The organism is Sphingomonas phyllosphaerae 5.2, assembly GCF_000419605.1.
Classification (GTDB): domain Bacteria; phylum Pseudomonadota; class Alphaproteobacteria; order Sphingomonadales; family Sphingomonadaceae; genus Sphingomonas; species Sphingomonas phyllosphaerae_B.
Genome location: NZ_ATTI01000001.1, coordinates 529162 through 555099 on the forward strand (window position 1 = coordinate 529162; position 25938 = coordinate 555099).

The following is a 25938-nucleotide window of genomic DNA, read 5'->3' on the forward strand; positions in this document are numbered from 1 at the left end:
CCATTATGCCCGCCCCCACGCCGATGATGGCGCAATATCTCGCGTTGAAGGCGGAGGCTGAGGATTGCCTGCTGTTCTATCGCATGGGCGATTTCTTCGAGCTGTTCTTCGATGACGCGCGCGTCGCCGCGCAGGTGCTCGACATCGCGCTGACCGCGCGCGGCGAACATGCCGGCGAGAAGATCCCGATGTGCGGCGTGCCCGTCCACGCCGCCACCGCTTACCTGCAACGCCTTATCAAGGCCGGGCACCGCGTCGCCATCGCCGAGCAGACCGAATCGCCCGAGGCGGCGCGCAAGGCGCGCGGGTCCAAGGCGCTCGTCAACCGCGCGATCGTCCGCGTCGTCACCGCCGGCACGCTGACCGAAGAGACGTTGCTGGACGCACGGTCGGCGAACTGGTGCGTGGCGGTCGGCGAGACCGCCGGCGGCGAGGTCGCGGTCGCCGCCGCCGACGTGTCGACCGGCCGCTTCGAGGTGATCGCCTGCGACCGCGGCAACCTTGGCGCGGAACTCGCCCGGCTCGGCGCGGCGGAAGTCGTCGCGGCGGAGGGCAGCGAAGTCCCCGCCACCGTCTGGCGCCCGCGCGCCGAGTTCGACAGCGCGCGCGCCGAGGAGCGGCTCAAGCGGCTGTTCGCGGTCGCCACGCTCGACGGCTTCGGGCAGTTCGGACGCGCCGGGCTTTCCGCGGCGGGCGGGCTGGTCGCCTATCTCGACCACACCGCCAAGGGGCAGCTGCCGTTCCTGCGCCCGCCGGTGCTCGCCGCCGCGCGCGACACGATGGCGATCGACGCGGCGACCCGCGAGAGCCTGGAGATCACCTGCACGGCCGCCGGGCAGCGCAAGGGCAGCCTGCTCGACGCGGTCGACCGCACTGTCACCGGCGCGGGCGCGCGGCTGCTCGCCGCCGATCTCGGCGCGCCGTTGATGGACCGTGCCGCGATCGACGCGCGGCTCGATCTGGTCGCCTTGTTCCACGACGATGCGGCATTGCGCGAACGGATGCGCGCCGCGCTGCGTGCGCTTCCCGACATCGGGCGCGCGCTCGGGCGGCTGGCGGCCGGGCGCGGCTCCCCGCGCGACCTCGGCCAACTCCGCGACGGACTGGACGGCGCATGGGCGATCGGCGACCGGCTCGGCAAGCTGGAGGGCGCGCCGGCGATGCTCGCGACCCTTGCGCCCCGCCTGCGCGGCCACGGGGGATTGATCGACCTGCTCAAGCGCGCGCTGGTTCCCGCGCCACCGATCGAGGCGAGCGACGGCGGCTATATCGCGGCGGGCTACGATGCCGCGCTGGACGCGCTGCGCGATACCGGCAGCGGCGGCCGCCGCGCCATCGCCGCGCTGGAGGCGACCTTCCGCACCAGGACCGGGATCGCCGCGCTCAAGATCCGCCATAACGGCGTGCTTGGCTATCACATCGAGGTGCCGGCCCGCGCAGCCGATCCGCTGATGGCGGCGGACTCGGGCTTCACGCATCGCCAGACGCTCGCCGGAGTCGTGCGCTTCAATGCGCCGGAGCTGCACGAGGTCGCCGCCAGCGTGACGCAGTCCGGCGCGCACGCCCTCGCTGCCGAGGCGGCGCATCTCGAGGATCTCACCGCGCAGGCGCTGGCCGGGCGCGAGGCGATTGCCGCCACCGCCGACGCCGTCGCACGGCTCGACGTCGCCGCCGGGCTCGCCGAGCGCGCGATCGAAGGCGGCTGGTCGCGCCCCGCGTTTGCGGATCACGCCTGTTTCGAGGTTGCCGGCGGTCGCCATCCGGTCGTCGAGGCGGCGCTGTCGCGGAGCGGCGACCGCTTCGTCGCCAACGACTGCGTGCTGGGCGAACGCTCGCGGTTGTGGCTGGTCACCGGCCCCAACATGGGCGGCAAGTCGACGTTCCTGCGCCAGAATGCGCTGATCGCGGTGCTCGCGCAGGCCGGCGCGTGGGTGCCCGCGGCTTCCGCACGGCTCGGGCTGGTCGACCGGCTGTTCAGCCGTGTCGGCGCGTCGGACAATCTCGCGCGCGGGCGCTCGACGTTCATGGTCGAGATGGTCGAGACCGCCGCGATCCTCGCGCAGGCGACGCCGGACAGCTTCGTGATCCTCGACGAGGTCGGGCGCGGCACCTCCACCTACGACGGGCTCGCGATCGCCTGGGCGGTGGTGGAGGCGATCCACGAGGACAATCGCTGCCGCTGCCTGTTCGCCACGCATTATCACGAGCTGACCCGGCTCGCCGAACGCTGCGACGCGCTTTCGCTCCACCATGTGCGGGCGCGCGAGTGGAAGGGTGAGCTGGTGCTGCTCCACGAACTCGCCGACGGGCCGGCCGATCGCAGCTATGGCCTGGCGGTGGCGCGGCTTGCCGGGATGCCCCCTGCGACCGTCTCGCGCGCGAAGGCGGTGCTGGCGAAGCTGGAGGCGGGGCGCGCGAAGACCGGCGGCCTTGCGGCAGGGCTGGACGACCTGCCGCTGTTCGCCGCCGCCCTGCAGGCGGAGGAGGAGCAATGCGACGCGATCCGGGCCGAAGTGGAAGCGCTCGACGTCGACGCGCTCACGCCGCGTGAGGCGCTGTACACGCTCTACCGGCTTAAGGCGCTCGCGCGGGAGGGGTGAGGGGGATGTCGCGCGACGTCGAACTTACGCGGCTAACCCCTGATAACGGTGGTGGACGAAACGGTCCGCCCGGCCGTGTCGCGACGGTGGCCGCATTTGCAGTCGGGTTGTCCACGGTCGGATTGTTGATCCTGCCGGGAATCGTCACGGATGCGATGCCGCTGCTTGCCGACCCGAAGTTTGACCCCGCAGCCGGTATGGCGATCCTCGGTTTCGTGCTGGCGCTCTGGGCGGCTGTCCACATCAGTCGCTTGCCCGTCGAGGAAATCCGGGGATCGCGAGCTGCACGCTGGTAGCTCCGTATCATGCTGCCGCTGTGGCTCGGCTTCGGTGCCGCCAACCTCGGCCGCCGCGCTGCCGCGGCGTCCGGTTTCCGCCATAACGGCATCGTCACTTCTGCGACAGCGCGCGTCCCGGGAAAGAGCGTCACGGCGCTGCGCCGCCGCACGCGCTACGATGTCGCGATCGTCAGCCCGGCCTACTGGGGCATCGTGACGCTGGAGGTCGGCACGACGCTGCACGACCGTCTCGTTCCCGGACGCGATCGCGTGAGCCTGCTGATCGAAACCGCTCCGGACGGCGCGATGCGTCTTCTGCGGCCGCTTCGTTGGAGGGTGCCCTGTGCCCTGGGCGACGCCCCGTTGCTGATGCCGTCGCACTCCGCGCGCAAGGGGGCGACGCGTTAACCGCAATCGCCTATCCCCTCCCGTCATGAACGCCCGTTTCGATCACCTTCCCAATCGCCGCGCCATCGTCGATCGCCGATTGCTTGCCGAGCAGGTCGCCGCCGCCACCGGCAAGGACGCCGCGGCGCTGCGTCATCAGGTCAGCTTGCTGCTCAAGAGTGCGCTCGACGCCGGACGCGCGGAGATCGCACGCCGGATCACCGCCAACCCGACGCGCGGGATCGAGGCGGCGAACGCGCAGGCCTATCTGATCGACCAGTTGCTGTGCGTCCTGGCCGACTTCACGCTCGAACGGCTGTACCCGCTGTCCAATCCCACCGCGGGAGAGCGGCTGTTGCTGATCGCGGTCGGTGGATACGGACGCGGGGAGATGGCGCCGTTCTCGGACGTCGATATCGGCTTCATCATGCCCGGCAAGCAGACCCCGTGGGCCGAGCAGGTGATCGAGTCGATGCTCTACACCCTGTGGGATCTCGGGCTGAAGATCGGCCATTCCAGCCGCTCCGTCGACGAGATGGTGCGGCAGGCGAAGGGCGACGTGACGGTGCGCACCGCATTGCTGGAGGCGCGCTACGTTTGGGGCGACGAGACGCTTTACGAGGAAGCGTCGCGCCGCTTCGCCGACGACGTCCGCCGTGGGACCGAGCGACAGTTCGCCGCCGACAAGCTGGCCGAACGCAATGCGCGCCACATCCGCATGGGCGACACCCGCTACGTCGTCGAACCCAACGTCAAGGAAGGGAAGGGCGGATTGCGCGATCTCCACGCGCTGTTCTGGATCGGCAAACATACCTATCAGGTGCAGCGCGCGAACGAGCTGGTGGCGGTCGGGCTGTTTACGCGTGAGGAATACCGGCTCTTCCACCGCGCCGACAATTTCCTGTGGGCGGTGCGTTGCCACCTGCACCTGATCGCGGGCCGGGGCGAGGATCGGCTGACCTTCGACTATCAACGCGAGATCGCGCAGCGGATGAACTACGCCGACCGCCCCGGCAAATCGGCGGTCGAGCGTTTCATGCAATTCTACTTCCTCCAGGCGCGCACCGTCGGTTCGCTGACCGGACTGTTCCTTGCGCACATGGACGAGCGTTTCTCGCGCCGTCGCCGCCTCGGGCTGACGGTGGCGCGCACGCCCAAGCGGCTGGGCGGCTTCGCCATCGACGGCGGGCGAATCGCGCTGCCTTCCGACGATTTCTTCCAGGCCGACCCGCGGCGCCTGGTCGAGATCTTCGCGCTCGCCGCCGAGCAGGGGATGGAGATCCACCCGCTCGCGCTGCGCTGCGCGACGCGCGATGCGCGGCTGGTCACCGCGATGCGCCGCGACGCGCAGGCCAACGCACGCTTCCTCGATCTGCTCGCGGGGCCGCACGATCCGGAACTGCCGCTGCGGTGGATGAACGAGACCGGAGTGCTCGGACGCTTCGTGCCGGACTGGGCGCGGATCGTCGCGCAGATGCAGTTCGACATGTATCATCACTATACCGTCGACGAGCACACGATCCGCGCGATCGGGCTGCTGGCGCGGATGGAGACCGGCGCGCTCGCCGACGAGCATCCGTTGCCCAGCGAGGTGATGGGGCAGATCGTGTCGCGCCGCGTCCTCTACGTCGCGGTGCTGCTCCACGACGTCGCCAAGGGTCGCGGCGGCGACCATTCGATCCTGGGCGCCGAAGTGGCGGAGCGGCTCTGCCCGCGGTTCGGGCTGACCCCGGCGGAGACCGAGACGGTCGCGTGGCTGGTGCGCCACCACCTGTTGATGAGCGCGACGGCCTTCCGCCGCGACCTGACCGACTTCAAGACGATCCTCGATTTCGCGGAGGTGGTGCAGAGCCCGGAGCGGCTCCGCCTGCTGCTGGTGTTGACCGTCGTCGATATCCGTGCGGTCGGGCCGGGAACATGGAACGGCTGGAAGGGGCAATTGCTCGGCGACCTCTATGACCGTGGCGAGGAGGTGCTCCGGCTCGGCCACAAGCAGAAGGGCCGCGGGGAGCGTGTGCTCGCCAAGCAGGAGGCGTTGCGCGTCGCGCTGCACTGGAACGCGGACATGCTGGCGGGGTACGTCCGACGCCTGCCCGAACCGTATTGGATCGCCGAGCCAAACGACGTGCTGGCGCACAATGCCGCCTTCGTCTCGCAGGCCGGCGAGGTGCCGCTCGCGATCGATGCGCAGGTCTATCCGGAGCGTGGCGCGACGTTGGTAACCGTCTACGCCGCCGACCATCCCGGTTTGTTCAGCCGCATCGCCGGGGCGATCCACGTCGCTGGCGGGAACATCATCGACGCGCGCATCCACACCACGCGCGACGGCATGGCGCTGGACAATTTCCTGGTGCAGGATCCGCTTGGCCGCCCGTTCGACGAGGCGGGGCAACTCATGCGGTTGAAGACCGCGATCGAGGATGCGCTGGCCGGGCGCGGCAAGCTGACCGATCGCCTGAAGGCCAAGCCGCTGCCGCGCGCGCGCGCCGACGCCTTCCGGATCGAGCCCAACGTGCTGGTCGACAACAAGGCGTCGAATCGCTTCACGGTCGTCGAGGTGGCGGCGCGCGACCGCCCGGCGCTGCTCAACCAGCTCGCCTATGCGCTGTTCCTGTCGAAGGTGACGATCCACTCCGCGCACGTCGCCACGTATGGCGAGCGCGCGGTCGACGTCTTCTACCTGACCGACCTGACCGGCGACAAGATCACCGCCGTGGCGCGCGTTCGTACGCTGGAGAAACGCCTGCTGGCGGCCGCGGCGGGCGCCCCGCACGAGGAAGCGGCGTAGAATCCGAGGCGGATGCTCGTCATCGCGACCCCGGCGCGGGCCGGGGAAGCAATCCAGGGCCGGACCAGAACGCCCTGGATTGCTTCGCCAGCTCGCAACGACGGGTCAGCTTGCGCCAACCTGCTCCCGCGTCATTCGACGAACGGCTCGACGGTGACGTGCCGCCCGCGCAGGAACGCGTCGGCGACCAGCCGCAGCGGCGAGACGTCGACGTCGGACACGCCGGCGCGCACGATCGCGGCGAAGCGATGGTAGAGGCCCGGATATTCGCCGTGCAGGTCGGCGTCGTGCGCCACCGCTTCCTTGCCGTCGATCGTCAGCACCGACCCGCCCTTCGACAGCAGCAGCGTGCCGCCGTCGGTAACGACCTCGATATCCCAATGCTGTGGGCCTTCCTGGCGGAAGTCGAGATCCATCGCGATCGCGGTGCCGGCGGTGTCGCGGAATGCGACGCGCGCGGCGATCGGCGCGGCGCGGTTCGACGGCACGTCCAGTTCGGCGGTCTCGACGAAGAACGGCCGCGGCAGGATGCGCGTCGCGATCGACAGCGCGTTGATGCCGGGATCGAACACACCGAAGCCGCCCGGCTCCCAGATCCAGTCCTGACCCGGATGCCAGACGCGCACGTCCTCGCGCCACGTGATCGTCGCCGCCGTCACTTCGCGCTCGCTCAGCCACGCGCGCGCCGGCTCGACCCCGTCGGCGTAGCGCGAGTGCCAGCTCGCGAACAGGCTGACCCCCTTCGCCGCTGCGGCATCGCGCAGCGCGGTGACCTCTGCCAGTGTCGCGCCCGGTGGCTTTTCAAGGAAGACGTGCCAGCCCTGCTCGATGCAGAATTGCGCGATCTCGCGCCGGACCTGCGGCGGGGTGCACAATGCCACGGCATCGACCGCGACGCCGCTGTCGGCCAGCGCCCGCACGTCGCGGAAGAACGGCAGCCCGTTCACCGGCTCGCCGCTGCGGCTGACGGTGGCGACCAGATCGAAGCTCTTGCCGGCCTCGATCGCGGGCAGATGCTGGTCGTGCGCGATCTTGCCCATGCCGACCAGCGCGAGGCGGATGGGGGCCGTCACAGTGCGCGCACCGCGACCGGGGCGGCCGCCGCGTCGGTCAGTCGGTTGCGAAGCGGCAACGCGAACGGCGCCGCGTCGATCTCGAACACGTCCCCGGCCTGCGTCTTCACGCCGTCTGCCACCGACAGCGTCGCGGTGCCGAAGAAGTGCACGTGCACGTCGCCCGGACGGCGGAAGCCGGCGTATTTGAAATGATGATGCTCAAGATTGGCGAGGTGATGCGACATATTGTCCTCGCCGGTGAGGAACGGCTTTTCCCACAGCGTCTTGCCATCGCGGACGATCCGGCTGGTGCCGCGGATATCCGACGGCGGCGTGCCGAGCAGCAATTCGGCGCCCAGCGACGCCTGCCGCAGCTTGGAATGCGCCAGCCACAGGTAATTGTGCTTCTCCGTCACATGGTCGCTGAACTCGTTGGCGAGCGCGACGCCCAGCCGGTACGGCGTGCCGTCCTCGCCGATCAGGTAGACGCCCGCCAGCTCCGGCTCCTCGCCGCCGTCCTGCGCGAAGGCAGGCGACGCGAACGGCGCTTCGGGAGCGACCAGCGACTGGCCGTCGCCCTTGTAGAACCATTCCGGCTGCTGTCCGACCGCGCCGGCGGCGGGCTTGCCGCCCTCCACGCCTTCCAGGAACATCCGCATCGAGTCGGTCTGGTGCTCCGACGACGATGCCGCCTTGTGCATCGCGTCGCGCCCCGAAGCCGAGCCGAGGTGCGTCAGGCCGGTGCCGGCCAGCATCAGCCGCGCGCCGTCTTCATGATCGATCGCGGGCAGCAGGCGCCCGGCGTCCAGCTCGGCGGAGATGTCGACGGTCTCGTCGCTGCGCCGCTTTGCTGCAGCCTCGGCCAGCGTCGTACCGGCGGCGATCGCTTCGTGCGCCAGCGCGCGCGTGGTCTCGACCCCGGTCAGGAAGACCGCGCGGTCGCCCTCGGCCAGGATGACGCGACGCCGCCCGTCGGCACCGCGATGTTGAAGCAGGCGATTGTAGGTCATGCGAGGTCCTTGAGCGCAGAGATGTAGCGGCGTGCCTCGGCACCGACCGCGTCGGCGGTCTTGCCGGGACGATAAAGATTGGAGCCGAGCCCGAAGCCGTCCGCGCCCGCTGCGCGCCACGGCTCCAGGTTATCGGGCACGATCCCGCCGACCGCCAGCAGGCGCGTCGCCTTGGGCAGCACCGCGCGCTGCGCCTTCAGATAGGCCGGCGTGGTGCCATCGGCGGGGAACAGCTTCAGCGCGGTGGCGCCGGCCGCGAGGGCGGCGAACCCCTCGCTGGCGGTGAAGTAACCGGGCAGCGAGATCAGCCCGCGTGCCGCGCTTGCGCCGATCACCGCGGCGTCGGTGTTCGGGGAGACGATCAGCGTTCCGCCGGCGTCCTCGACGCGCAGCACGTCCTCGACCGTCAGCACCGTGCCTGCGCCCACCATCGCGCGATCGCCGAGCCGCGTGGCAAGCAGGCGGATGCTGTCGAACGGATCGGGCGAGTTGAGCGGCACCTCGATCAGCGTGAACCCGGCCTCGACCAACGCGTCGCCGACCGCCGGCGCCTCCGCCGGGGTCAGCCCGCGCAGGATCGCGACCAGCGGTGCGGCCGCGAACGCGACGTCGAACCTTGCATGCGTGTCAGTCGTCATTGGGTCAACTCCCACAAGCGGTGGATACCCGCGGCGAACGCGCGCTCGCTGTCGAGCGTCACCGGACGCCCGCCGGCGTGCGTGATCGCCGCGGCATAGAGATCGGCGAGCGCTCCGCCCGCCAGCAACTGCACCTCGCGGCCCGCCAGATCGTCGCGCGAACCGACGTCGGCGCCGATCAGCACCCCGCTCGCGAACGCCGCGGCGTCGGCCGGCGCAAGCCGCCCCAGCAGCACGCGTGCGCGCACCTCGAACAGCGCCACTGTCAGGTCGCGTGCGCCTGCTCCGCGTGACAGTCCGTCGCGGAAGGGCGCGCCGTCAGCAACATCGCCGTCCAGCATGCCGGCCAGGATGCCATGCCCGCGCAGCAAGGCGAACAGCTCGCCGGTCAACGCGGTGGCGATGTCGCTCACTCGCCCGTCGGCCGTGGCGATCCATTTGTTGTGGGTGCCCGGCTGGCAGAACAGCGCGTCGTCCGGGGCCAGCCCGGCGGCAATCGCGCCGAGCACCTGAACCTCTTCGCCGCGCATCACGTCGGCGCGGCCCGCGCTCCGCAAGGCGACTCCCGGGATCAGCCTGACCCCAAAATCGGCCAGTTCGAGCGTGCCGCGCGCGAGATCCGCGATGTCGGCCGGCGCGTCCACGTATGGCACCTCGCGCCAGCCGCGGTTCGACCCGACCATCCCCGCGGCGATCACCGGCAGGTCGCCGAGTCTTTCACGCAGCGCGCTGATTTCGCTTGGATAATCTTCGGGGGTAAGCGACAAGATGCCGCGCGCGTCCTTGGCCACTTCATCGGGGATCCCGCCGGCGGACATGCGCCATGCCCGTCGGTTGGTCGTTCCCCAGTCGATGGCGATATAGTCGCCCGCCACATGATCCTCCCGCTTTATTTGTAGGACATAAAGCCTTGCGCGAAGAGGTCAAGGCTGTGCGTCCCGCGCGCGATCCTGTACGTGTCCAACCCAATAGCAAGGAGAGAATGATGACCGAGGTGCGGACGGTGTGGCGCGGGGCGGCGACGCTGGGCGAGGGGCCGGCATGGGATCCCGCGCGGGGCGTGCTATGGTTCGTCGACATCAAGCAGCAGCGCGTGCACCGCTACGATCCGCGTGGCGGCGACGTCGCCTCGTGGGACGCGCCAGCGCAGATCGGCTGGGTTCTGCCCGCCGCCGCCGGGACGTTGCTCGCCGGGCTCCAGACCGGGTTGGCGCGCTTCGATCCGGAAAGCGGCGCGTTCGCGCATCTCGCCGACGTCGAGCCGGACCTGCCCGGCAACCGCCTGAACGACGCGACCGTCGCCGCGGACGGCACGGTCTATTTCGGGTCGATGGACGATGGCGAGAGCGCAGCCACCGGGCGGGTTCATCGCTGGGACGGTGCGCAGGTGACGACGACCGCCATCGAACCGGTGGCGATCACCAACGGTCCGGGAATTTCGCCCGATGGTACAACGCTTTACCATGTCGATACCGTCGGCGGGGTGATCCATGCCGTGGTGCTGAACAGCGACGGTACGGTTGGCGCGGCGCGTGAATTCGCCACGATCGACCCGGCCGATGGTCACCCGGACGGCGTGACGGTCGATTCAGGCGGTAACGTCTGGGTAGGGCTGTGGGGCGGTTGGCGCGCACGCTGCTACGCGCCCGACGGCAGCATCCGGCAGGAGGTGAAGCTTCCCGCCGCCAACGTGACCAAGATCGCGCTCGGCGGCCCCGACCTGCGCACCGCCTTCGCGACCACGGCGCGCAAGGATCTCGACGACGCCGCACTGGCCGACCAGCCGGACGCCGGTGGCCTGTTCGCCTTCGAGGTCGAGGTGCCCGGCCAGCCGCTCCCGCCGGTACGCTTGGCCTGATACGACAACGGCCGGCGGCTCCTGTGAGCCGCCGGCCGTCCTTCGTTCCGTCGCGGACCGTGGATCAGTGCGCGGTTTCGTTCACCGGCACGTCCGGCAGCGCATTGGTCGTCTTGGCGCCCCACAGCGCATAGAACAGGATGTAGAGTTCGCACGCCGCGGTGAGCAGGAACGACGGCTGCAACCCATAGCTGTCGGCCAGCTTGCCCTGCACCACCACCAACGCACCGCCGGCGATCGCCATGATCAGCAACCCCGAGCCTTCCTCGGTCAACGGCCCCAGGCCCTTGATCCCCAGCGTGAAGATGGTCGGGAACATGATCGAGTGGAACAGCCCGACCGAGATCAGCGCCCACATCGCGACCGGACCGGTCGTGAAGACGGTGATAAGCATAACGATGAACGCGCCGATCGAGAAGGCGGCCAGCACCGTTTCGGCCGGAATGCGCTGCATGATCGCGGAGCCGGCGAAACGCCCGATCATCATGCCACCCCACAGGAACGTCAGGTAGCGTCCGGCCTGCTCGGCGGTGACGTTGGCGATCTCGGGCTGGCTGACGAAGTTCACGAACAGGTTCGCGACGCCGATCTCGGCGATCAGGTAGATGAAGATCGCCGGGATGCCGAAGACGAGGTTGCGATGCTTCCACAGCGAGTGGTTCTTGCGATCCTCCTTGGCGACCCGGCTGGTCGACGACCCCATCGCCGGCAACGGGAAGCGCGCGATGATGACCGCGAGCACGACCAGCACGATCGCGACCAGGACGTACGGCAGGATCACCGACTGTGCGTCGGCCAACCGCTCCGCCTCTGTCAGCACGGTGCCGGTCGCTGCCGTGCCGCCCTTCGAGCGGCCGAGGATCAGATAGGCGCCGAACAGCGGGGCAAGCATCGTGCCCGCCGAATTGAGCGCCTGCACCAGGTTGAGCCGCGACGAGGCGGTCTCCGGCGGGCCGATCACCGCGACATACGGGTTGGCCGCGACCTGGAGCAGGGTGATGCCGCTCGCGATCACGAACAGCATGATGAGCGTCACGCCGTAGCTCGGCAGGCTGGCGGCGAGCACCATGCCCAGCGCACCGGCCGCCATGATCAGCAGCCCGATGACCAGCGACCTTTGATAGCCGATCCGCTCGATCAGCTTGGCCGACGGAATCGAGGCGAAGAAATAGGCGATGAACCACACGCTCTCGATCAGCGTGGTCTGCGTGTAGTTCAGGTCGAACACGCTGCGCAGGTGCGGCAGCAGCGTGTTGTTGATGACGGTGATGAACCCCCACATGAAGAACAGGCTCGCCAGCAGCGTCAGCGCCCGGCCGTAGCCGGGCATCGCCCCGCCGCCTGCGCTGCCCGCGTGCGTCGCACCCGGGGAAATTGGGGGTCCGGCCATCGTCCTCTCCTCGTCCTGATCATGTTCGCGCGCGGCGGGCTTGCGCCGCGAAGATATGTCTGACTATATTCGCCGCGAACACGTGGTCAATGCGGCAATCACCGCAGACTGGCAAGTGCGGGAGGGTGTCGGTGAGCATTTCGGTGACTCGGTGGGTGATAAGTGCCGTGACGATATCGGTGGCGGGGCTGGCCGGCTCCTCGGCTTACGCCGCGACGGCGCAGCGCGCCGCGTTCGGAACGCTGCCGGACGGTACCGCGGTGGAGGCGGTGACGCTGACCGGCCGCAACGGGGTCAGCGCGCGCATCATGACGCTGGGCGCGACATTGCAATCGTTCAACGCGCCGGACCGCGACGGCAAGGTCGCCGACATCACGCTCGGCTATGACGATGCCGCCAGCTACGTAACCGCGCCGAATTTCTGGGGCCAGACGGTCGGCCGCTACGCCAACCGCATCGCGGGCGGCAAGTTTACGATCGACGGCAAGTCGTATCAGGTCCCGCTCAACGACAAGACCAACTCGCTGCATGGCGGGACCAAGGGTTTCGACAAATACATCTGGCGGATCACGTCGGTGAAGTCGGGCGCGCAGGCCAGCGTGACGATGGTGATGACCAGCGCGGCAGGCGATCAGGGCTATCCGGGAAAGCTTGAGGTCTCCGCCACCTACAGCCTCGACGACAATGGTGCGCTGACCATCGACTTCGATGCGAAGACGGATGCGCCGACGGTCGTCAACCTGACCAACCACGCGCTGTTCGACCTTGCGGGCGAGGGGTCGCCGGGCGGCATCTATGCGCAGAAGATGACGGTGCCGGCCGCGCGCTACACGCCGGTCAACGCCGCGCTGATCCCAACCGGGGAACTGGCGCCGGTCGCGGGTACGGTGTTCGACTTCACGAAGCCGCGCGCGATCGGGCAGAGCGTACGCGACGGACGCGACCCGCAGATCGTGATCGGGCGCGGCTACGACCATAATTTCGTGCTCGACAAGGGCGCGACGACCGAGCCCGAGCTTGCCGCGCGCGTCGAGGACGCCGCGTCGGGCCGTGTGCTGGAAGTGCTGACCACCGAGCCGGGCGTGCAATTCTATTCCGGCAACTTCCTCGACGGAGCGCTGGTCGGCAAGCAGCACCACGTCTATCGCATGGGCGACGGCTTCGCGCTGGAGCCGCAGAAATTCCCGAATACCCCGAACCAGCCGTCGTTCGGCTCGGCGCGGGTCGATCCGGGCAAGCCTTACCATCACCGCATGGTGTACCGCGTCTCGGTGGCGCGTTGATCCCCGGAGTTTGCTGACATGACGGCCCCTATCGATCCGACGAAGCTGCGCAGCCGTGCGTGGTTCGACAATCCGGCGAACATCGACATGACGGCGCTGTATCTGGAGCGCTACTTGAACTTCGGTCTTTCGCTGGACGAGCTTCGTTCGGGCAAGCCGATCATCGGGATCGCGCAGACGGGCAGCGACCTGAGCCCGTGCAACCGCCACCATCTGGTGCTGGCGGAGCGGGTGCGCGAGGGCGTGCGCGAGATGGGCGGGATCGTGCTGGAATTTCCGGTGCATCCGATCCAGGAGACCGGCAAGCGCCCGACCGCCGGGCTGGACCGCAACCTGGCGTATCTGGGGCTGGTCGAGGTGCTGTACGGCTATCCGCTGGACGGGGTGGTGCTGACGATCGGGTGCGACAAGACGACGCCGGCGTGCCTGATGGCGGCCGCGACCGTGAACATTCCCGCGATCGCGCTGTCGGTGGGGCCGATGCTGAACGGCTGGCACAAGGGCGAGCGGACCGGCTCGGGCACGATTGTGTGGAAGGCGCGGCAGCTGCTGGCGGCCGGCGAGATCGACGATGCCGAGTTCATCCGGCTGGTGGCGTCCTCGGCGCCGTCGACGGGCTATTGCAACACGATGGGCACCGCGACGACGATGAACTCGCTGGCCGAGGCGCTGGGCATGTCGCTGCCGGGTTCGGCGGCGATTCCGGCACCTTACCGTGACCGGCAGGAGGTGGCGTACCTGACGGGCAAGCGGATCGTCGAGATGGTGGCGGAGGATCTGAAGCCCTCCGACATCCTGACCAGGGACGCGTTCCACAATGCGATCAAGGTCAATTCGGCGATCGGCGGATCGACCAATGCGCCGATCCACCTGGCCGCGCTGGCGCGCCACGTCGGGGTCGAGCTGCCGTTGAAGGATTGGGAGACCGAAGGGCACAAGGTGCCGTTGCTGGTCAATCTGCAGCCGGCCGGCGAGTATCTGGGCGAGGATTACTACCGGGCCGGTGGTGTGCCGGCGGTGGTCAACCAGTTGATCGAGCAGGGATTGATCGCGGAGGACGCCCCCACCGTCAACGGCCGCACGATGGGCGAGAACTGCCGCGGCGTGGCGATCGAGGACGAGAAGGTGATCCGCCCGTACGACCAGCCGCTGGTCGAGGAGGCCGGGTTCATCGTGCTGTCGGGCAATCTGTTCGACGCCGCGATCATGAAGACCAGCGTGATCTCGCCGGAGTTCCGCAACCGTTACCTGTCGAACCCGAACGATCCCGAGGCGTTCGAGGGCCCGGCGGTGGTGTTCGACGGGCCGGAGGATTACCACGCGCGGATCGACGATCCGGCGACGGGGATCACGCCCGAGACGCTGCTGTTCATGCGCGGCGCCGGGCCGATCGGCTATCCCGGCGCGGCCGAGGTCGTCAACATGCGCCCGCCGGCGTACCTGATCACCGAGGGCGTCCACGCGCTGCCGTGCATCGGCGACGGGCGGCAATCGGGGACGAGCGGGTCGCCGTCGATCCTGAACGCCTCGCCCGAGGCGGCGGCGATGGGCGGGCTGGCCCTCTTGCGCACCGGCGACCGGGTGCGCGTGGACCTTGGCAAGGGCACGGCCAACGTGCTGATCGCGGACGAGGAACTGGCCGGGCGGCGGCAGGCGCTGGAGGCGGCGGGCGGCTTTGCCTATCCGGCTTCGCAGACGCCGTGGCAGGAGATCCAGCGCGCGGTGGTCGGCCAGATGAACACCGGCGCGATCCTGGAGGGTGCCGAGAAGTACCAGCGGATCGCCCAGACGATGGGGCTGCCGCGCGACAACCATTGATGGTTGTTCGCCGCGGCCTCGGCATACGATCGTCGCTGGCGGGGTTCGAGCCGGAGTTCGGCCACTGTCGTGGCGGGGCTCTGGCTCATACCCGAGGTGACGGACTTGCGTTGCCGTTTCGAGGGGCCGTCGACCGGCTTGAAGTGGCTGGCGGGTGAAGACCGAGGTCGGATCGGCCTTCAGCCATTATCGACGATGACCGTGGCGCACCGCTCGATCGCCGGCAACTACCGCGGCGAACGGCGGGGTCAGTTTGAAAGGTGCTCGCGATGATCGCTATCGCTGATGGTCCACGCCTCGCCATCGGGGCGCCGCGATAGCATATCCTCGTGCCCTGACCCACGCACGCGCGCCTGAGCGTACGTCGTAACTCGGCGCTCGCCTGTGTTTGACGTACGCGGGACCCGAAGCGCTCGCCGGAAGGCCTCCTCGCAAGCCGTATACCGGCCTCGGCGTCTGGCGGCGCCGCCTGAGTCTAGCGGCGCGGCCCTGCATCGTCTCGCTGCTCGCGCAGTTGGCCCTATCGTCACTCCCACTGCCCAAGCAGAGGCTGCGACCTGCCATCGCAAGCGGAGTGCTTCGATGACGGGAGGTGCCGGCTTCTGTGGTGACGGTTGATGAGGGCCGTCAGCGATGGATCCGACCCGCATGAGGCGATCAGCGCGACCCCGGTCAGCACGCGCTTCGCCAATCAGCCGTCGATCAATGTGTGCGCCGCCGCATCGTTCGCGATCGCCTAGAAAAGCTCGTGTTCGAGATCATCGCGCAGGATACGCCACGCGGCGCCGACCCACACTAGCCGATCAACGCCACCTCGGTGTCGCGGCGCGCGTCGCCGATCAGCCGTTCCGTCACCGTACGTGCCGCTGCGCCGTCGCCGTTCGCGATGGCCTCGAACAGCTCGCGGTGCAGAGGGATCGGGTCCTTGTACTGGGTGCCGGTGCGATATTTGAAGAAAGTCGTCCAGCGGACCGCCGCGGCGATGCTGCTCGACAGGCTGACCAGCAGCTCGTTGCGCGTCGCCTGCAGGATCGTCGCGTGGAAACGCTGGTCGGCACTCTGCCCTTCCTGCGTGCGAAGTCCCTGGATCGCCATCACTTCCAAGGCATGCCCCATGCGCGACAGTTGCTCCGCGCTACGCTGCACCGCCGCCAGTTCCGCGGCGGCGGGTTCGACGATCATGCGTAGCTGGAACAGGCTGCGCACGAAATCGAGCGATGGCGCACCCTCGAACATCCACGCGAGCATATCGGGATCGAGCAGGTTCCAGTTCGCACGTTCGCGCACGCGGGTGCCGGCCTTCGGGCGGCTCTCTACCAGTCCCTTGGCATTCAGCATCCGCAACGATTCGCGGATCACGCTGCGCGAGACACCGGCCTGTTCGGCAAGCTCGATCTCGCCGGGAAGGGTCGTGCCCTCGGGATGCTGGCCGGTGACGATCGCGATCCCCAGACTGCGCGCGATCGACATGTGCGCCGGACCCCGGCGCTCGCTCTTTTCCACCCTTGTCCCCTCTGCCGGTCGCGCAGCTTAGGCCTGCGAACCCGGCGGGAGCAAGGCAAGGCGGATCACCCCGCCCATGCCAGAGCGCGCCGCAGCCGCTCCGTGGCGTCGTGCGTGAACGGTCGCCCGTGCGCGAACAGCACGCGCTCCGGCGCGAGTGCGACCAGTCCGGCCAGCGTCGCGCGCGTCGCTTGCTCGCCGAAGCGCAGGACCGGGCGCAGATAGCGCGGCGTCGTGCCCGCGGACCCGCCACTCAGCCGCGCCACCCATGCGGTGACGGGCGGCAGGCGCTCGGGTTCCATGCATTGCACCAGATCGGTGAGCACCAGCGTGCGCGACGGCCGATGGTGGAACCAGATTTCGCTGAACCCGGCCGCACCCTGGATCAGTCCCTGCTCGACGGTGTCGGCCCATTCGGCCGGCGCCGTCGCGGCCAGTTCGCGGTCGATGCGGATTTCGCTACGCCGTACCTGCCCGCGCTCGCGCAGCCCGGGCGCCGCCCAGACGGTCGCGCTCGGATAGGCCCGCTGCCATGCCGCCAGCCGCGTCCAGTGGGCGATGTTGGGCGCGATCAGGTGGCGTACCGTGCCAACCTCGGCCAGGGCGGCGGCGAGTGCGGGCGTGAAGCGCGTCGGCGAGTGCAGCATCAGCCCGCGATCGGGCAGGCGGATCACGGTCATACGGATCGGCAGCGACAGTCCCGATGCGATCATCGGCCCGCTGTCGACGATCCACAGCGACTCGGCGAACGGCTTCAGGACGTCGAGCGGTGGATAGGAAGCGGGCGCATCGCTGTTTCGTTCGCGCGCCGCGAGCCACGCGACCGCTCCGGCCGCCACAGCCGCGCCGCCCAGCGCGATTTTCGTGTTGCGGTTCATGATGCTCCTTTCCGTCCGTGACGCCGTCCTGACACGACGCCCCAACGCATAGCGGGCGCGATCGGGGGCAGCGATGCTGGTCAAGCGTGCGACGTCACGGCATAGGCGCGCCGATGCAGCTAGCCGCCCAACGCGCGCATCTCGCGCAGCTCGCCGATGCCGGACGCTTGCGCACCTTGGCGCCACGCACCGGGGTCGACCTGTCTTCGAACGATTATCTCGCGTTATCTACCTCGCCGCGGCTGATCGCGGCGGCGCAGGCGGCGCTGGCGCGCGGCGTCGCGCTGGGATCGGGCGGGTCGCGGCTGCTCCGCGGCAACGATGCCGAGCACGAAGCGCTGGAAGAGGAAGCGGCGCGGTTCTTCGGGTGCGAGACGGCGTTGTTCTTCGGCAGCGGTTATGCCGCGAACACCGCGTTGTTGTCGTCGTTGCCGCAGGCGGGCGACCTGATCGTCCATGATGCACTGGTCCACGCCAGCATGCACGACGGGATGCGGCTGGGGCGAGCGGAATGCGTGGCGGCGACGCATGGCAATGCGCAGGCGGTGGACGACGCGATCGCGGCGTGGCGCGCGCGTGGCGGTACGGGCACGCCGTGGATCGCTGTCGAGAGCCTCTACAGCATGGATGGCGACCTGACCGACGTCGCGGCGCTGGCGGCGGTCGCCGAACGGCGGGAGGCGATGCTGATCATCGACGAGGCGCACGCGACGGGCGTGTGGGGCGCGAACGGTCGCGGCATGGCGGCGGCGCTGCACGGGCGCCCTAACGTCTTGACGCTCAACACGTTCGGCAAGGCGCTGGGGTGCGAGGGGGCGGTGCTGTGCGGGCCGGCTATCGTGCGCGACTTCCTCGTGGCGCGGGCGCGGCCGTTCATCTTTTCCACCGCGCCCGCGCCGCTCGCGGCGGCGGTGGCGCGGGAGAGCTTGCGCATCGTCGCCGACGAACCGGCGCGCAGGGCGCGATTGCACGCATTGATCGACGCCGCGCGACGGCATCTCGCGCCGCTGGGTGCTCGGGTCGAGTCGCAGGTCGTGCCGCTGGTGATCGGCCAGGATCGCGCGGCGATGCAGGTCGCAGCGGCAGTACAGGCAGCGGGCTTCGACGTGCGCGGCATCCGCCCGCCGACCGTCCCGCCGGGAACCGCACGGCTGCGGATCGCGCTGACGCTGCACGTCGGGGAGGCGGAGATCGCGGCGTTGGCGACGGTGTTGCGCGAGGTGCTGCCATGACACGCGCGATCGTCGTCACCGGGACCGATACCGACATCGGCAAGACGGTGTTCGCCGCCGCGCTGACCGTAGCGCTGGGCGCAAGATATTGGAAACCGGTGCAGGCGGGGCTGGCGGATGGCAGCGATGCGGACAGCGTCGTGCGTCTGGGCGTCGACGCAACGCAGGTGGTCCGGGAGGCGTATCGACTGGCGACGCCGTGCTCGCCGCACCGTGCGGCGGAGATCGACGGTGTCACGATCGACCCGGCACGGCTGCCGTTGCCGGCTGGTTCGGGGGCGTTGGTGGTGGAAGGTGCGGGCGGGGTGCTGGTGCCGCTGACGCGCACATGGTCGTTCGCCGACCAGGCGGCGGCGTGGGGTGCGCCGGTGGTGCTGGTCGCGCGCACGGCGCTGGGCACGATCAATCACAGCCTGTTGTCGATCGAGGCGTTGCGCGCGCGCGGCGTGCCGCTGCTGGGCGTCGCGTTCGTCGGCGAGGCAGTGGAGGACAGCGAGGCGACGATCGCGGCGGTCGGCGGCGTGAAGCGGCTGGGACGGCTGCCGATCCTGCCTTCACTATCCGCGTCGACACTGCACGCCGCCTTCGCCAAGGCCTTCACGATCGAGGATTTTCAATGAGTTCGATCTGGCATCCGTTCACGCAGCATGGATTGCAGGAGCCGATCCCGTGCGTGGCGCGCGCGGAAGGGGCGGTGCTGCACACGGCGGACGGACGGCGAGTGATCGATGCGATCTCGTCGTGGTGGGTGACGACGCACGGCCACGCGCACCCGCGGATCGCAGCGGCGATCCGGGCGCAGGCGGAGCGGCTGGATCAGATCATCTTCGCCGGCTGGACCCACGAACCCGCCGAAGATGTCGCGGCGGGGCTGCGCGCGATCATGCCCAAGTCGTTGACGCGAGTATTCTTTTCCGATTCCGGTTCGACCAGCGTCGAGGTCGCGCTGAAGATGGCGCTGGGGTTCTGGCTGGCGCGGGGCGAGGCGCGGCACCGGATCCTGGTGCTGGAGCACGGCTACCACGGCGACACGATCGGGGCGATGTCGGTGGGGCAGCGCGGGGTGTTCAACCGTGCCTATGCGCCGCTGCTGTTCGATGTGGAAACCGTTCCTTTCCCTGGGGTTGGCGCCGAGCAGGCCGCACTGGACGCGCTGGAACGGGCCTGCGCGCGTGGCGACGCCGCGGCGTTCATCGTCGAGCCGCTGGTCCTGGGGGCGGGGGGCATGTTGTTCTATTCCGGCGACATTCTCGCAGAGATGCGCGCGATCTGCGAACGGTACGGCGTGCTGTTCATCGCCGATGAGGTGATGACCGGATGGGGCCGGACCGGCACGTTGCTGGCATGCGAGCAGGCCGGGGTGGTGCCGGATATCCTGTGCCTTTCCAAGGGGCTGACCGGAGGTGCGGTGCCGCTGGCGGTAACGATGGCGAGTGAGCCGATCTTCGAGGCGCATTGGTCGACCGACCGGTCGCGGATGTTCTTCCATTCGTCGAGCTACACCGCCAATCCGATCGCCTGCGCGGCGGCGGCGGCGAACCTGGCGATCTGGCGGGAGGAGCCGGTCGCTGAGCGTACTCAACAGCTTGGCGACTGGCAGCGGCAACAGGTCGCGGCGCTGGACGGGGTGCGCAACGCCCGCGTGCTGGGCACGATCGCGGCATTCGAGGTCGGGTCCGGCGAAGGATATCTGGCCGACATCGCGCCGCGATTGATGGCGTATTTTCGCGAGAACGACGTGCTTCTGCGTCCTTTGGGCGACACGGTGTACGTGATGCCACCGTATTGCATCGAAAAAAGCGACCTGGTGCGCGTTTATGCCGCGATTTCGGGGGCACTGGAACGACACCGATAGCGCGCCGGGGCGTTGGTGCGGAATGGACGATCGTTCCGCCACCGCGCCCGGTCGCCGCGGCGTCTGGCACCGCTTCCGCGACTGGTGGACCGACCACCGCGCGGTGGCGCGGGATCGGGCGGCGGCACTGGACGCGAGGGCGCATGACGCGCCGTCGCTGGACGAGGCGCAGCGCTTGTCGATGGAGGCCGCGGCGCTGCGGGCGGTTGCCGACGGCGGCGGGCGGCGCAAGGGGATCATACCGCTGCTGCGCAATTGACGCGCGACGGTTAGGCTTCGCCCGGTGTTGATGGGAGGATGCATGACCGAGACGACGGGCCGGCCGGTGCTGCACGGCTATTTTCGCTCGACCGCGGCGTATCGCGTGCGGATCGCGCTCAACCTGAAGCGCGTCGCGTGGCACGACGTGTTCCACCACCTGCGGCACGGCGAACAGCGCGATGCCGACTATCTGCGTCTCAACCCGCAGGGGCTGGTCCCCGCGCTGGAGTGGGAGGGCGCGGTACTGACGCAAAGCCTCGCGATCTGCGAATTCATCGACGAGGTGGTGCCAGAGCCGCCGTTGCTGCCGGACGCGGCGGTGGCGCGCGCGACGGTGCGAGCGTTCGCGCAGGCGATCGCGTGCGACATCCATCCCGTGCAGAACCTGCGCGTGCTGCAGCGGCTGCGCGCGGCGGGGCTGGAGGAAACGGCGGTGACCGCCTGGGCGCACGACACGATCGCCGACGGGCTGGCGGCGTGCGACGCGCTGCTGTCCGGGCGGGACGGGCCGTATTGCTTCGGGGAGCGGGTGACGCTCGCCGATCTGTGCCTGGTGCCGCAACTGGTGAATGCTCGGAGGTTCGGAGTGGCGCTGCGGTGGCCGCGGTTGCTGGCGGTGGAGGCGGCGTGTCTGGCGTTGCCGGCGTTCGCGGACGCCGCGCCGGAGCGGCAGCCGGATGCGGAATAGCGCTTGGCGATGGTGTTGCCGGTCGAGCACGGTTGGCTCGGGGCTATGGCGGGGACAAGCGACAGCCGGCGGGTGAGCGGCGGTCAGGTTTGCGACACGTGGGGCACTACGGGTCGAGTCCGGCGCGACGCGGCCGGGTGGCCTGGATTGCGCTGTCGCGACCGCCGGACGTGAATGTCGGTGTTCGGATGAGGCCCGCGTTCGCCGATAGCGGCGGCTCGACCCTCCCGCGATCTGGTGGCGGCAGCGGCGCGAGACCGGCCTCAAGCCGTGGTGACGAAATCGGCCGATCTTGCCGCTCGCGTACGCAGGTCGCTCGCGTCACGGCCTGCGAAACGCCACGCGAGGACGAGGTCGAGGTCGTGCGCTCGTCATGGCGAGCGTAGCCGAGCGATTCCGCGCTGGATTAGGACGCCCTGGTTGCTTCGCTACGCGCGCAATGACGGGCGGCGCCTCCGCGCGATTGCGACTTTACCGGGGATGACGCTCGACGTTCGCTGCGCGGGGCACCTTTTCACACCTGTGCCGCCACGCGGCGCGGGCCGCGCCCGACCAGCACCGTGGCGAGCGCGCCGAGCAGCATCAGCGCGCCGCCGAGCAGGATCACCCCGCGTGCGTCGCCGCCGAGCAGGCTGCGGTAGAACAACGGCACCGACAGGCTCTCGATCATCATCGGAATGACGATGAACATGTTGAAGATGCCCATGTAGACGCCGTTGCGCGCCGGCGGGATCATGCCGGTCAGCATGATGTAGGGATTGCCCATCATCCCGGCCCAGCCGATGCCGATGCCGATCATCGCGACGAACAGCCACCCCTCCGACGGCAGCGCCGGGATCGCCAGCATCGCCACGCCCGAGGCGGCGAGACAGCAGGCGTGGACGCGCTTTGCGCCATGGCGCTTCGCCAGCGGCATCAGCGCGAGCGCGGCGGCGAAGGCGACGGCGTTGTAGAAGGCGCCGAGCTGCCCGACGGTGAGGACGGTGTCGCGGAACGCGGTGCTCGCCGTGTCGACGGTGCCATGCAGCGAGCGGGCGAGCGCGAAGGTGATGAACTGCCAGTAAGCGAACATCGCATACCATTGGCAGAGCATCGCGAGCGCGAGCTGGCGCATCGGCTTCGGCATCTCGACAAGCGCGATCTTCAGGTCGGCGAGCGCCACGCGCAGTGTCAGCGGCTCGGCATCGAGGCGCGCCTGTTCCGCGGGCGGAAGCGGCAGTTCGGGGACGCGCCACACCGACCAGACGATCGTCGACAGCGACAGTATAGCGCCGATCAGGAACGCGATCCGCGTGATGTCCGGAATGCCGTTCGCATCGACGGCGTCCTTGTCGAAGCCGATCCACACCAGCAGCGACGGCGCGAGATAGGAAAGCGTCTGCGCCAGGCCGGTGAAGGCGGACTGGGTGAGGAAGCCGGTGGCGCGCTGATCCTCCGCCAGCCGGTCACCGACATAGGCGCGATACGGCTCCATGGTGACGTTGTTGGCGGCGTCGAGGATCCACAACAGGCTGGCGGCGATCCACAAGGCGCGGCTGTACGGCATCGCGAGCAGGCACAGGCTGCAGAGGACCGCGCCGATCAGGAAATACGGTGTGCGCCGACCGAGGCGGGTGTTGGTGCGGTCGCTCATCGCGCCGATCAGCGGCTGTACCAGCAGCCCGGTGACCGGGCCGGCGAGCCACAGCAGCGGCAAGGTCGCCTCGTCCGCGCCGAGATAGCCGTAGATCGGCGCCATATTGGCCTGTTGCAGGCCGAACGAGAATTGCAGGCCGAGAAAGCCGAGATTCATCTCGACGATGCGGGCGAGCGACAGGCGGGGCTTGGTCATCTCACGCTTTCTCGGACACGGGGTGGATGCGGTGTATCCGTTGCCGGCGTGCGGGGCAGAAAGACGGCCCGGCGCATCGGGCGTGGCTCTGGATTGCCTCGCTTCGCCCGCAATGACGGCCGGGGCGATTGCACTGCTGCGATGCACGGGTGGCGCGGCGCGCCGCTGGTGCCGGTGCGGTCGCGTGCGACGCGGCTGGCGATGAATTGCTTCGCTTCGCTCGCGACGGCGCTCGGGGAGGCTGCGTTTCTGCGATAGGCCGGGGGTGCGGCGCGCTGCTGCTGTCGATGCGGTCGACTGCGCGGCGATCGGTGCGGGGTTTTGCGACGCGATCCGGTGCGTCGTGCGATGGGAGACGGATAGATGCGCTTCGTTCGCGATGGCGATCGGGGAGGTGGCCTTTCCGCGATGCGCCGGGGTCGCGGCGTAACCCGGTGCGTGCCGCTGGTGACTCTGGATTGCCTCGCTCAGTCCGCAATGAGGGCCGGGGAGGTGGTGCGTCACATGCGATCGGCTCGCGGCGTGAGGCAGGTTCGCCATGGCGCGTGCTGCGCGGCGGTTCGGTGCGTGGCGGGGCCGGGTCGGGATGGTGGCGCTTCGCTCGCGAGGACGGCGCGGACGATCTCGCGTCATGCGGGTGCGTGGTGCCGCTGCGCAGTGCGCTCGTCTTGCGTACGCCCGGCGATGACGCGCTTATCCCTCCAGCCATATCACGCCCCATGCCGGGATCTGCGTGCACCGTGCGCCGGTCAGGCGATCGCGGCCGGTCTCGGGGAGCGCGAGCGGGCGGTCGCCGAAGTTGAGGTAGACCGCATCGCGGCCACAGGCGATGCCGAGCAGCGCCGGGTCGCCGGTGGGAAGCGTCGTCGGTGCGCCGGCGCCGCGGCTGGCGATGCGCGCCGCGTACAGCGCGGCGAGATCGGCGGTGATGCGCCGCGCCGCGGGCGTATCCAGCGCCGTCCAGTCCATCGCCGGACGGTGGAGCCAGCGGCCGTCGTGCGCGCGCTCGGGGTCATCGGCATAGCCATAATCGTTGATGAGGCCGGCTTCGTCGCCCATGTATGTCGTCGAGAGCCCGCCACTGGCGATCGACAGGGCGTTCAGGAGCGCGATGCGGCGGAAAGCGGCCTCGCGTTCGGCATCGTCGCTCGCCGCCTCCAGCCCGGCGAGCGCGGCGAGCGTGCCGTTGCTGCCGTGGAGTATCGCGCCGTCCGACTGGAAGGGCACGCCGCGCGCCCAGCTGTCGCCCGCGCCGTGCAGGAAGCGCGCGGCGGCGGCGAGCCGCCGCTCCGGAGCGGGGTCGAACGCGCGCAGGTCGCCGAGCACCGCGCCCCAGCCGATGTCGTCGTGGCAACGCGCATAGCTGAGCCAGTTGGCACCCGGCGGCAGCCCGCCGCTCGCCGCGACGATCGCCTGCGGGAGCTGTGCGGAGCGCTCCGCAAGCCCGACCCAGCCCGCGACCATCAGCGAGTTGTTGTAGACGAGGTGGCATTCGGGCTCGAAGCCCTCGCCCTCGTCGACGCCGAAATAGGGCGGCACCAGCGCGGTCGGGACGATCGCCTCCGCCTTGAGCAGCGTCGCCGGGGCGACGATGTCCAGCGCGGCGCGCAGCGCCCGGACGATGTAGTGCGCCTCGGGCAGGTTGCGGCAATCGGTGCCGGCCTGCTTCCAGAGGAAGGCGGTGCTGTCGAGCCGGAACGCCTCGAACCCGTGGTTGGCGAGCCGCAGTGCGATGTCGAGCATCGCGAGGAAGACGTTCGGGTTGCGCCAGTTCAGGTCCCATTGGAAGGGATAGAATGTGGTGCGGACGTGGCCGCCCAGTTCCGGCACGGCCGTGAAATTGCCGGGCGCGGTGGTGGGGAAGACCTGCGGCAGTTCGGCGTCGCGCGCGGCAGCCTCGGCCGCGTCCACGATGATGTAGAAGTCGCGGTAGAAGGGGTCGCCGGCGCGCGCGGCCTGCGCCCAGCGGTGGTCGTCGGCGGTGTGATTGAGCGCGAGGTCGACGCACAGGCTGATCCGCGCCGCGCGCAGGCGTTCGGTGAGCTGCTCGACATCGGCCATCGTGCCGAGCCGCGGTTCCACGGCGAGATAGTCGGCGACCGCGAAGCCGCCGTCGCTGTCGCCGACCCGCGCCTTGAGCAGCGCGAGCACATGAAGATAGCGCGTGCCGAGCGCCTGGAGATGGTCGACGTGCGCGGCGAGGCCGGCAACGGTGCCGCCGAAGCGATCGACATAGGTGGAATAGCCGAGCATGTCGGGGCGGACGAACCAGTCGGGGTCGGCGACGCGCGCCGCGTCGAGCGCCTGCATCGCGGGCGGGCGCTCCGCGGCGCGGGCGTGGAGCAGCGGCTCGACCTGCGCCCACAGCGCCGCCTGATCGTGCGACGGATAGAGCCGCGCGAGCTGGCGCCGCAGTCGCGGGGCGATCGCGTCAAGGCGGTGCGCGATCGTCATCGTGCGCGATCCCCGTACGCCGGCGCCCCATATGCCAGCGAGCCGCACGCGACCGGCACCGTCGCGAACCGACCGATGATGACCCCGATAGCCGGCGACGTCATGAACCTCTCCCTACGCCGCCTTTCGCG

Annotated in this window: 21 protein-coding genes; 12 read left to right on the plus strand and 9 right to left on the minus strand. The window is 69.5% G+C overall.

Translation table 11 applies throughout. The features are described from left to right. The first annotated feature begins 23 nt into the window (after window positions 1–23). The 4 genes from mutS to SPHPHY_RS0102600 are packed head-to-tail and all read left to right on the plus strand — an operon-like array spanning window position 24 to window position 6053. On the plus strand, window positions 24–2600 hold the full coding sequence (gene mutS / locus SPHPHY_RS0102585) for a DNA mismatch repair protein MutS (RefSeq protein WP_022685155.1): 2577 nt from the start codon (window positions 24–26) through the stop codon (window positions 2598–2600). A 5-nt stretch (window positions 2601–2605) separates the two neighbouring features. Then, a complete protein-coding gene (locus SPHPHY_RS21695) occupies window positions 2606–2896 on the plus strand; it encodes a hypothetical protein (RefSeq protein ID WP_156024977.1) in 291 nt (96 codons plus the stop codon). A gap of 9 nt (window positions 2897–2905) precedes the next feature. Next, complete coding sequence (locus SPHPHY_RS0102595) at window positions 2906–3286, plus strand: hypothetical protein (protein WP_022685157.1); 381 nt, start codon at window positions 2906–2908, stop codon at window positions 3284–3286. 25 nt (window positions 3287–3311) lie between these two features. Next, window positions 3312–6053 (plus strand): [protein-PII] uridylyltransferase, encoded by a 2742-nt coding sequence (locus tag SPHPHY_RS0102600; RefSeq protein ID WP_022685158.1) that lies wholly within the window; start codon window positions 3312–3314, stop codon window positions 6051–6053. A gap of 131 nt (window positions 6054–6184) precedes the next feature. On the opposite strand, the gene SPHPHY_RS0102605 is transcribed toward SPHPHY_RS0102600, so the two are convergent. Genes SPHPHY_RS0102605 through SPHPHY_RS0102620 form a run of 4 tightly spaced genes read right to left on the minus strand, consistent with a single transcriptional unit; the run spans window position 6185 to window position 9631 of the window. Beyond that, complete coding sequence (locus tag SPHPHY_RS0102605; RefSeq protein WP_022685159.1) at window positions 6185–7126, minus strand: Gfo/Idh/MocA family protein; 942 nt, start codon at window positions 7124–7126, stop codon at window positions 6185–6187. After that, on the minus strand, window positions 7123–8118 hold the full coding sequence (araD1, locus tag SPHPHY_RS0102610) for an AraD1 family protein (protein ID WP_022685160.1): 996 nt from the start codon (window positions 8116–8118) through the stop codon (window positions 7123–7125). Before araD1 ends, SPHPHY_RS0102605 begins: the two co-directional genes overlap by 4 nt. Continuing rightward, window positions 8115–8756 (minus strand): 2-dehydro-3-deoxy-6-phosphogalactonate aldolase, encoded by a 642-nt coding sequence (locus SPHPHY_RS0102615; protein WP_022685161.1) that lies wholly within the window; start codon window positions 8754–8756, stop codon window positions 8115–8117. The genes araD1 and SPHPHY_RS0102615 overlap by 4 nt, the downstream gene beginning before the upstream one ends. Continuing rightward, window positions 8753–9631 (minus strand): 2-dehydro-3-deoxygalactonokinase, encoded by an 879-nt coding sequence (locus SPHPHY_RS0102620; RefSeq protein ID WP_022685162.1) that lies wholly within the window; start codon window positions 9629–9631, stop codon window positions 8753–8755. The genes SPHPHY_RS0102615 and SPHPHY_RS0102620 overlap by 4 nt, the downstream gene beginning before the upstream one ends. 110 nt (window positions 9632–9741) lie before the next feature. Between SPHPHY_RS0102620 and SPHPHY_RS0102625 the strand changes: the two genes are divergently transcribed. Continuing rightward, window positions 9742–10614, plus strand: a complete 873-nt coding sequence (locus SPHPHY_RS0102625; RefSeq protein ID WP_028056405.1) for an SMP-30/gluconolactonase/LRE family protein — start codon at window positions 9742–9744, stop codon at window positions 10612–10614. 64 nt (window positions 10615–10678) lie between these two features. Here SPHPHY_RS0102625 and SPHPHY_RS0102630 read toward each other — a convergent pair whose 3' ends face one another. After that, window positions 10679–12004, minus strand: a complete 1326-nt coding sequence (locus tag SPHPHY_RS0102630; RefSeq protein WP_028056406.1) for a sugar MFS transporter — start codon at window positions 12002–12004, stop codon at window positions 10679–10681. A gap of 167 nt (window positions 12005–12171) precedes the next feature. Here SPHPHY_RS0102630 and SPHPHY_RS0102635 point away from each other — a divergent pair, with 167 nt between their 5' ends. Beyond that, the gene (locus SPHPHY_RS0102635) at window positions 12172–13287 is read left to right on the plus strand and encodes an aldose epimerase family protein (RefSeq protein WP_022685165.1); all 1116 of its coding nucleotides are present in this window, start codon (window positions 12172–12174) and stop codon (window positions 13285–13287) included. 18 nt (window positions 13288–13305) lie between these two features. Further along, entirely contained in the window at window positions 13306–15105 is a 1800-nt protein-coding gene (locus SPHPHY_RS0102640; RefSeq protein ID WP_022685166.1) for an IlvD/Edd family dehydratase, read from the plus strand. A 795-nt stretch (window positions 15106–15900) separates the two neighbouring features. On the opposite strand, the gene SPHPHY_RS0102650 is transcribed toward SPHPHY_RS0102640, so the two are convergent. Both SPHPHY_RS0102650 and SPHPHY_RS0102655 read right to left on the minus strand, forming a co-directional pair. Next, window positions 15901–16608, minus strand: a complete 708-nt coding sequence (locus SPHPHY_RS0102650) for a FadR/GntR family transcriptional regulator (protein ID WP_022685168.1) — start codon at window positions 16606–16608, stop codon at window positions 15901–15903. Window positions 16609–16673: 65 nt separating this feature from the next. After that, a complete protein-coding gene (locus SPHPHY_RS0102655) occupies window positions 16674–17486 on the minus strand; it encodes a DUF4336 domain-containing protein (RefSeq protein WP_022685169.1) in 813 nt (270 codons plus the stop codon). Between the two features lie 113 nt (window positions 17487–17599). Between SPHPHY_RS0102655 and SPHPHY_RS0102660 the strand changes: the two genes are divergently transcribed. Genes SPHPHY_RS0102660 through maiA form a run of 5 tightly spaced genes read left to right on the plus strand, consistent with a single transcriptional unit; the run spans window position 17600 to window position 21522 of the window. After that, entirely contained in the window at window positions 17600–18718 is a 1119-nt protein-coding gene (locus SPHPHY_RS0102660) for an 8-amino-7-oxononanoate synthase (RefSeq protein WP_022685170.1), read from the plus strand. Then, window positions 18715–19338, plus strand: coding sequence for a dethiobiotin synthase (gene bioD, locus SPHPHY_RS0102665; RefSeq protein ID WP_022685171.1), 624 nt, complete (start codon window positions 18715–18717; stop codon window positions 19336–19338). The genes SPHPHY_RS0102660 and bioD overlap by 4 nt, the downstream gene beginning before the upstream one ends. Beyond that, a complete protein-coding gene (locus SPHPHY_RS0102670; RefSeq protein WP_022685172.1) occupies window positions 19335–20573 on the plus strand; it encodes an adenosylmethionine--8-amino-7-oxononanoate transaminase in 1239 nt (412 codons plus the stop codon). Before bioD ends, SPHPHY_RS0102670 begins: the two co-directional genes overlap by 4 nt. A gap of 22 nt (window positions 20574–20595) precedes the next feature. Further along, on the plus strand, window positions 20596–20832 hold the full coding sequence (locus SPHPHY_RS0102675) for a hypothetical protein (RefSeq protein ID WP_022685173.1): 237 nt from the start codon (window positions 20596–20598) through the stop codon (window positions 20830–20832). A gap of 42 nt (window positions 20833–20874) precedes the next feature. Then, a complete protein-coding gene (gene maiA / locus SPHPHY_RS0102680; protein ID WP_022685174.1) occupies window positions 20875–21522 on the plus strand; it encodes a maleylacetoacetate isomerase in 648 nt (215 codons plus the stop codon). A 514-nt stretch (window positions 21523–22036) separates the two neighbouring features. On the opposite strand, the gene SPHPHY_RS18985 is transcribed toward maiA, so the two are convergent. Further along, on the minus strand, window positions 22037–23353 hold the full coding sequence (locus tag SPHPHY_RS18985; RefSeq protein ID WP_022685175.1) for an MFS transporter: 1317 nt from the start codon (window positions 23351–23353) through the stop codon (window positions 22037–22039). Window positions 23354–24046: 693 nt separating this feature from the next. Then, window positions 24047–25807, minus strand: a complete 1761-nt coding sequence (locus SPHPHY_RS18995; RefSeq protein ID WP_022685177.1) for an alpha-amylase family glycosyl hydrolase — start codon at window positions 25805–25807, stop codon at window positions 24047–24049. Window positions 25808–25938 lie beyond the last annotated feature (131 nt).

What these genes read in the sequence shown, in the direction of transcription:
- SPHPHY_RS18995 (WP_022685177.1), bottom strand. Translation starts at nt 25,807, where the DNA reads ATGACGATCGCGCACCGCCTTGACGCGATCGCCCCGCGACTGCGGCGC.
- SPHPHY_RS21695 (WP_156024977.1), top strand. Translation starts at nt 2,606, where the DNA reads ATGTCGCGCGACGTCGAACTTACGCGGCTAACCCCTGATAACGGTGGT.
- SPHPHY_RS0102625 (WP_028056405.1), top strand. Translation starts at nt 9,742, where the DNA reads ATGACCGAGGTGCGGACGGTGTGGCGCGGGGCGGCGACGCTGGGCGAG.
- SPHPHY_RS0102640 (WP_022685166.1), top strand. Translation starts at nt 13,306, where the DNA reads ATGACGGCCCCTATCGATCCGACGAAGCTGCGCAGCCGTGCGTGGTTC.
- maiA (WP_022685174.1), top strand. Translation starts at nt 20,875, where the DNA reads ATGACCGAGACGACGGGCCGGCCGGTGCTGCACGGCTATTTTCGCTCG.
- SPHPHY_RS18985 (WP_022685175.1), bottom strand. Translation starts at nt 23,353, where the DNA reads ATGACCAAGCCCCGCCTGTCGCTCGCCCGCATCGTCGAGATGAATCTC.
- SPHPHY_RS0102655 (WP_022685169.1), bottom strand. Translation starts at nt 17,486, where the DNA reads ATGAACCGCAACACGAAAATCGCGCTGGGCGGCGCGGCTGTGGCGGCC.
- SPHPHY_RS0102670 (WP_022685172.1), top strand. Translation starts at nt 19,335, where the DNA reads ATGAGTTCGATCTGGCATCCGTTCACGCAGCATGGATTGCAGGAGCCG.
- SPHPHY_RS0102630 (WP_028056406.1), bottom strand. Translation starts at nt 12,004, where the DNA reads ATGGCCGGACCCCCAATTTCCCCGGGTGCGACGCACGCGGGCAGCGCA.
- SPHPHY_RS0102600 (WP_022685158.1), top strand. Translation starts at nt 3,312, where the DNA reads ATGAACGCCCGTTTCGATCACCTTCCCAATCGCCGCGCCATCGTCGAT.
- SPHPHY_RS0102595 (WP_022685157.1), top strand. Translation starts at nt 2,906, where the DNA reads ATGCTGCCGCTGTGGCTCGGCTTCGGTGCCGCCAACCTCGGCCGCCGC.
- SPHPHY_RS0102660 (WP_022685170.1), top strand. Translation starts at nt 17,600, where the DNA reads ATGCAGCTAGCCGCCCAACGCGCGCATCTCGCGCAGCTCGCCGATGCC.
- mutS (WP_022685155.1), top strand. Translation starts at nt 24, where the DNA reads ATGATGGCGCAATATCTCGCGTTGAAGGCGGAGGCTGAGGATTGCCTG.
- SPHPHY_RS0102615 (WP_022685161.1), bottom strand. Translation starts at nt 8,756, where the DNA reads ATGACGACTGACACGCATGCAAGGTTCGACGTCGCGTTCGCGGCCGCA.
- SPHPHY_RS0102675 (WP_022685173.1), top strand. Translation starts at nt 20,596, where the DNA reads ATGGACGATCGTTCCGCCACCGCGCCCGGTCGCCGCGGCGTCTGGCAC.
- araD1 (WP_022685160.1), bottom strand. Translation starts at nt 8,118, where the DNA reads ATGACCTACAATCGCCTGCTTCAACATCGCGGTGCCGACGGGCGGCGT.
- bioD (WP_022685171.1), top strand. Translation starts at nt 18,715, where the DNA reads ATGACACGCGCGATCGTCGTCACCGGGACCGATACCGACATCGGCAAG.